This is a genomic window from Helicobacter pylori (assembly GCF_003637665.1).
Classification (GTDB): Bacteria; Campylobacterota; Campylobacteria; order Campylobacterales; family Helicobacteraceae; genus Helicobacter; species Helicobacter pylori_CK.
Genome location: NZ_MVWR01000010.1, coordinates 54925 through 60924, shown reverse-complemented (window position 1 = coordinate 60924; position 6000 = coordinate 54925). Strand labels below are relative to the sequence as shown.

General features: G+C 38.3%; 6 protein-coding genes. 2 read left to right on the top strand and 4 right to left on the bottom strand.

Features of this window, described 5'->3' with window-relative positions; translation table 11 throughout:
- The 3 genes from EAL49_RS06830 to hisS all read right to left on the bottom strand — a co-directional run.
- On the bottom strand, positions 1-435 hold a 435-nt coding region (locus tag EAL49_RS06830), incomplete at its 3' end, for a DUF874 family protein (protein ID WP_120829580.1).
- A gap of 432 nt (positions 436-867) precedes the next feature.
- Positions 868-1908, bottom strand: coding sequence for an aspartate-semialdehyde dehydrogenase (gene asd, locus EAL49_RS06825; RefSeq protein WP_100950368.1), 1041 nt, complete (start codon positions 1906-1908; stop codon positions 868-870).
- Entirely contained in the window at positions 1895-3223 is a 1329-nt protein-coding gene (gene hisS / locus EAL49_RS06820) for a histidine--tRNA ligase (protein WP_100950366.1), read from the bottom strand. Before hisS ends, asd begins: the two co-directional genes overlap by 14 nt.
- A gap of 61 nt (positions 3224-3284) precedes the next feature.
- Between hisS and waaF the strand changes: the two genes are divergently transcribed.
- Positions 3285-4334, top strand: a complete 1050-nt coding sequence (gene waaF / locus EAL49_RS06815; protein WP_120829579.1) for a lipopolysaccharide heptosyltransferase II — start codon at positions 3285-3287, stop codon at positions 4332-4334.
- A gap of 152 nt (positions 4335-4486) precedes the next feature.
- On the opposite strand, the gene EAL49_RS06810 is transcribed toward waaF, so the two are convergent.
- Positions 4487-4705 (bottom strand): hypothetical protein, encoded by a 219-nt coding sequence (locus tag EAL49_RS06810; protein WP_000744170.1) that lies wholly within the window; start codon positions 4703-4705, stop codon positions 4487-4489.
- 198 nt (positions 4706-4903) lie between these two features.
- Between EAL49_RS06810 and EAL49_RS06800 the strand changes: the two genes are divergently transcribed.
- On the top strand, positions 4904-5893 hold the full coding sequence (locus EAL49_RS06800; RefSeq protein ID WP_120829578.1) for an aldo/keto reductase: 990 nt from the start codon (positions 4904-4906) through the stop codon (positions 5891-5893).
- Positions 5894-6000: the final 107 nt, after the last annotated feature.

The following is a 6000-nucleotide window of genomic DNA, read 5'->3' as shown; positions in this document are numbered from 1 at the left end:
TGTCTTTTGTTTTTCTTGTTCTGTCTTTTGTTTTTCTTGTTCTGTCTTTTGCTCTTCTTGTTCTAGTTCTATCCCACTCTTGTTCGCTCTATCCCTAGCGTTTTCAGCTTCCTTTTGAGCTTGAGCCACTTCTTTTTTGGATTGGTCATCAGCAAAACACACATTCATAAGCATGGTTGTTATCGTTGCTACACCTATTGCTGAATTAAACCATGAGTTAGGATGCGTTTTTAAATAATCATCTGCAGTCTTAACATTCCCACATATCCAATCGCTTTTTTTAATTTGTTTTTTTATTGAGTCTTTTATCGCTTCCCAAAAAGCAATCCCCATTACAGACACTCCCACATTCTTAAAAACTTTCTTTTCTTTTGCCGTTTTTACTGATTTCATCATCATTGTTGCAAGCATTACTAAAACTCTTATAACAGGCATTTAAATCCTTTCAAAAAACAATTTCAGCCATCAAAATCTTATTATTGTAGTGTATATAGTCATATTCAATCGCTATTAAACGATGGGTTTGGAAAATTGTAAGGGTCAATCCAATCAGATTTTTCTAATCCATTCCAATAAAACTTGATACAAGTTTTCCTTTATACCTTAAACTCACACCCTTTTAAATGGGATAATAGGCAATAACTCGCTAGCTAAACATTCACTCTCTGCTTGAGTGTAAGCCTTTCATTCCTTTTGACCTACCAAATACTAGCATTTCTCTCAATCAAGCCTTGAGAAATTCAATTACACCCTGGTTTAACATCGCAAGCCTAGTAACTTAAAGCTCTTTTTTAGAGATTGGGTTAGATTGATCCTTATCCTTAATTCAAGTGCATGCGCATTCATCTTTGTTATCTTTGAATAAACTCAAGCGTTCTTAATGTAATGCATGGCGATTTTGAGCGCATTGGTGGCTGCCCCCACTCTTAATTGATCCGCCACGCAAAAGCCGTGCAAGGTTTTCTTATCAAACAAATCCTTCCTCAAGCGTCCAATAAAGACGCTATCCGTGTGGCTCGCTTTTAAGGGCGTAGGGTAGAGATTATAGCTAGGATCATCGCAAACAACCACGCTAGGGGCGTTTTTTAAAACTTCATAGACTTCTTTAAGATCGAATTCTTTTTCAAAAGCGATACTCAAACTCTCGCTATGGCTCCTCAATACCGGCACGCGCACGCAAGTCGCGCTGATAGGGAAATCCACGCCCATGATTTTATGGGTTTCATGCACCATTTTCAGCTCTTCTTTCGTGTAGCCATTCTCCTTAAAAGTATCAATATGAGCGATCGCATTGAAAGCGATCGGATAAGCGAAAGCCCCGGCTCGCAAAACCTGGTTTAAATCAATAGCGGGGTCTTTTTCCAAATGTTCTAATGCGGTTTTTAGCTCATTTTTTAAACTTTCTATGCCCTTATTTCCTGCCCCACTCACGGCCTGATAGGTGCTAACAATCACGCTTTTTATCTTAAAATGAAGGTGTAAGGGGTTTAAGATTTGCGTCATTTGAATGGTGGAGCAATTAGGGTTAGCGATGATATTCAAAGGAGCGTTAAAAATTTCTTTAGCGTTGATTTCAGGCACGACTAAAGGTACATCTTTATGCAATCTAAAAAAGCTCGTGTTATCAACCACTAAGGCCGTTTTTGCAGCGCTTGTGGCAAATTCTTCGCTCACGCTCCCCCCAGCGCTAAAAAAGGCGATGTCTATTTTTTCTTTTTCAAAAACTTCATGCGTGGTTTCTAAAATTTCATAGTCTTTATTGAAAGCTTTGATCTTTTTACCAGCACTCCTAGTGCTAGCGAGCGGGACAAATTTTTTAATTGGGAAAAAAGAATTTTCTAAACCTTTAATCAGCTCTTGGCCTACCGCCCCACTGGCCCCAACAATAGCGACATTATAAGTCTTCATCGTTTTCTCCAATGATTTCAAGGGCTTTTAAAAAACTCAAGCAATTCAACTGCATGCCTGAATGCATGTTTTTCAAGCTTAAGGTTTCGCTTTTAAATTCTTCTTCGCCAATAATAACCACAAACTCATGCCCTTTATGGTTGGCATAAGAAAAGGGTTTTTTGATTTTTTGAGCTTCTGGATAGACTTCGCTAAAAATACCGCTTTGCCTTAAAGACTCCGCTAAGCGGTTGGCGTAAGAAAAATACTCTTCATGCATGCAAGCGATTAAGACTTTGGCTTGGGTGGAGCGCTCGTCTAATAATTGCATTTCACTCAAAGCCACAATCAATCGATCAATCCCAATAGAAGCCCCTACCCCTTGTAAATTTTCTTTAGAAAAATTTTTAGTCAAATGATCATAACGGCCCCCTGAACACACGCTCCCTAAAGACTTCATATCATTAAGCGTGGTTTCATACACAATCCCCGTATAATACCCTAACCCCCTAGCGATAGAAAAATCAATTTTATACAGGTTTTGAGAAATTTGTAAATCCCCTAGCAACTGGTATAGCCTTTCTAAATCCTGTATGCCCTTTTTTAGATTTTCATTATAGTCTTTCAAATAAGCAATTTTTTCAAAAAATTCCGCATGGCTCAAATCGTTTTGTTGGATTTGAACCATTTCTAAAAGCTCTTTAATGGTGTTTGAATTCAAATCGCACTCTTTTTTTAATTCCTCTTCAACCCCATTCAAGCCAATTTTTTCCAATTTATCCACAATGCGCAACACTTCATTCACTTGAGAGATCCCAAAATATTCGCATATCCCGTTCAAAATTTTTCTGTGGTTGATAGAAACGCAAAAATCTTCTAAATCCAAGGCTTTTAAGGAAGCGATGATCACTTGAATGATTTCAGCATCGCATACTAAGCTCTCGCTCCCTATAAAATCAAAATCGCATTGCGTAAATTCCCTATAACGCCCTTTTTGCGCCCTTTCGCCTCTAAAGACATTGCCTATAGCGTAGCGTTTAAAGGGCATGCCTAATATTTGGTGGTGCAAAGAGACAAAGCGGGCTAATGGCACGGTCAAATCAAACCTTAAAGCCACATCCCTATCCCCATGGTCTTTAAAACGATAAATTTCTTTTTGAATATCGCTGCTCGCATCAGGTAGTAGCGCTTCAGCGTATTCCAAATGAGGGGTTTCAATCGGCACAAAACCAAAACTTTGAAACACGACTGAAACTTTAGCGAGCAATTGGGCTTTTTGTATCGCATCTTTAGGCAAGCGGTCTTTAAACCCGCTCAACACTTTAGGGGTAATCATTCCATTTCCTTGTATTTGTATGCTAAAATTTTAGCTTAAAATCTTTAAAAAAGGGCTATTGATGAGCGTAAATGCGCCCAAACGCATGCGTATTTTATTGCGTTTACCTAATTGGTTAGGCGATGGGGTGATGGCAAGTTCGCTTTTTTACACCCTTAAACACCACTACCCTAACGCGCATTTTATCTTAGTGGGCCCACAAATCACTTGCGAACTTTTCAAAAAAGATGAAAAAATAGAAGCCGTTTTTACAGACAACACCAAAAAATCCTTTTTCAGGCTACTAGCCACTTACAAACTCGCTCAAAAAATAGGGCGTTGCGACATAGCGATCACCTTAAACAACCATTTTTATTCCGCTTTTTTGCTCTATGTGACAAAAACGCCCGTTCGCATCGGTTTTGCTCAATTTTTTCGTTCTTTTTTCCTTAGCCACGCAATAACTGCTGCCCCCAAAGAGTATCATCAAGTGGAAAAATATTGCTTTTTGTTTTCGCAATTTTTAAAAAAAGAATTGGATCAAAAAAGCGTTTTACCCTTAAAACTAGCCTTTAATCTCCCCGCTCACACCCCAAACACCCCTAAAAAAATCGGCTTTAACCCTAGCGCAAGCTATGGGAGTGCTAAAAGGTGGTTGGCTTCTTATTACGCTGAAGTCGCCGCTACTTTGTTAGAAAAAGGGCATGAAATTTATTTTTTTGGGGCTAAAGAAGACGCTATCGTTTCTGAAGAAATTTTAAAATCCGTTAAAGGCTTGTTGAAAAACCCCTTATCATTCCATAACGCTTATAATCTGTGCGGGAAAACCAGCATTGAAGAATTGATAGAGCGCATCGCTACTTTAGATTTATTCATCACTAACGATAGTGGCCCTATGCATGTGGCTGCTGGCACACAAACCCCCTTAATCGCTCTTTTTGGCCCCACTGATGAAAAAGAAACTAGCCCCTATAAAGCCCAAAAAGCCATTGTATTAAACCATCATTTAAGCTGTTCGCCTTGCAAAAAACGAGTCTGCCCCTTAAAGAATGAAAGAAACCATTTGTGCATGAAATCCATCACGCCCCTTGAAGTTATTCAAACCGCTTCTACGCTTTTAGAAGAAGGTTAAACGCCCTTTATCTATTTTTTAATGTTTTTAAAAACACGGCTCTATTGACAAAAATTGAAAAATCTATATACAGAAATTTAAAAAGTGGTAGAAATGGATAGAATAGTATTCAAAAAAGCGTTTTTAAAAACGCTTTTTTGAGTCAAAAGCCCTTAAGCCACTGAGTTTTTAGGTTTTTTAGCGTCTTTTTTGTCTTTGTGAGCCACTAATTGAGAGCTTAACTCAGGTTTTTTAGCGTCTTTTTTGTCTTTGTGAGCCACTAATTGAGAGCTTAACTCAGGTTTTTTAGCGTCTTTTTTGTCTTTGTGAGCGTATGCAGAACTCACCGCTAAAACTGATAACAAAACGCCTGTCAAGATTTGCTTTTTCATACGAAAACTCCTTGTGATGGTTTTAAAAGCGAGAGAATTATATTTTTCAAAAGTAAATGAATAGAAACCAATCAAATTTTTGATGATTTTGGTGGTTTTTCTGTCTTAAAAAACTAAATTATCTCTGGTTTTAGAAAATTTGACAAAAATTAAGATTGTGGTTATACTGAAAACCCAACATAAAATCAAGGAGTTTGTATGCAACAGCGTCATTTAGGCCCTTTAAAAGTGAGCGCTCTAGCCTTAGGGTGCATGGGCATGACTTATGGGTATGGGGAAGTCCATGATAAAAAGCAGATGGTTAAACTTATCCATAAGGCTTTGGAATTGGGTATTAACTTTTTTGACACTGCAGAGGCTTATGGGGAAGATAATGAAGAGCTTTTAGGCGAAGCGATCAAGCCTTTTAGGGACAAGGTTGTGGTAGCGAGCAAGTTTGGGATTTACTACGCAAATCCTAATGACAAATACGCAACTATGTTTTTAGACTCCAGTCCTAACCGCATTAAGAGCGCTGTTGAGGGGAGTTTGAAACGCTTAAAAGTAGAATGCATTGATTTATACTACCAGCACCGTGTGGATACTAACACGCCTATAGAAGAAGTGGCAGAAGTTATGCAAACTCTTATTAAAGAGGGAAAAATTAAAGCTTGGGGGATGAGTGAAGCAGGGTTATCTAGCATCCAAAAAGCCCATCAAATTTGCCCTTTAAGCGCGTTGCAGAGCGAATATTCCTTGTGGTGGCGCGAACCTGAAAAAGAGATCTTAGGATTTTTAGAAAAAGAAAAAATTGGCTTTGTCGCCTTTTCGCCTTTGGGTAAAGGGTTTTTAGGTGCGAAATTTGAAAAAAATGCCACCTTTGCTAGTGAAGATTTTAGAAGCGTTTCTCCCAGATTCAATCAAGAAAATCTAGCCAAAAATTACGCTTTAGTGGAATTGATCCAAGATCATGCACACGCTAAAGGCGTTACACCAGCCCAACTGGCTCTCTCATGGATTTTGCACACCCAAAAAATCATTGTCCCTCTCTTTGGCACCACCAAAGAATCCAGGCTCATAGAAAATATAGGGGCTTTGCAAGTTTCTTGGAGTCAAAAAGAATTGGAGGTTTTCCAAAAAGAATTGGCTGCAATCAAAATAGAAGGGGCTCGCTACCCTGAAAGAATCAATAAAATGGTGGATAAATAAAATTATTGGGTATTTATATTGCGTTGGCTTTTTAAAAAAGATTGAAGCGTTCTTTTTATTTGTTAGTGTGTTTTCTCCCTAACAAATTTTTTAAGGCATTTTAACAA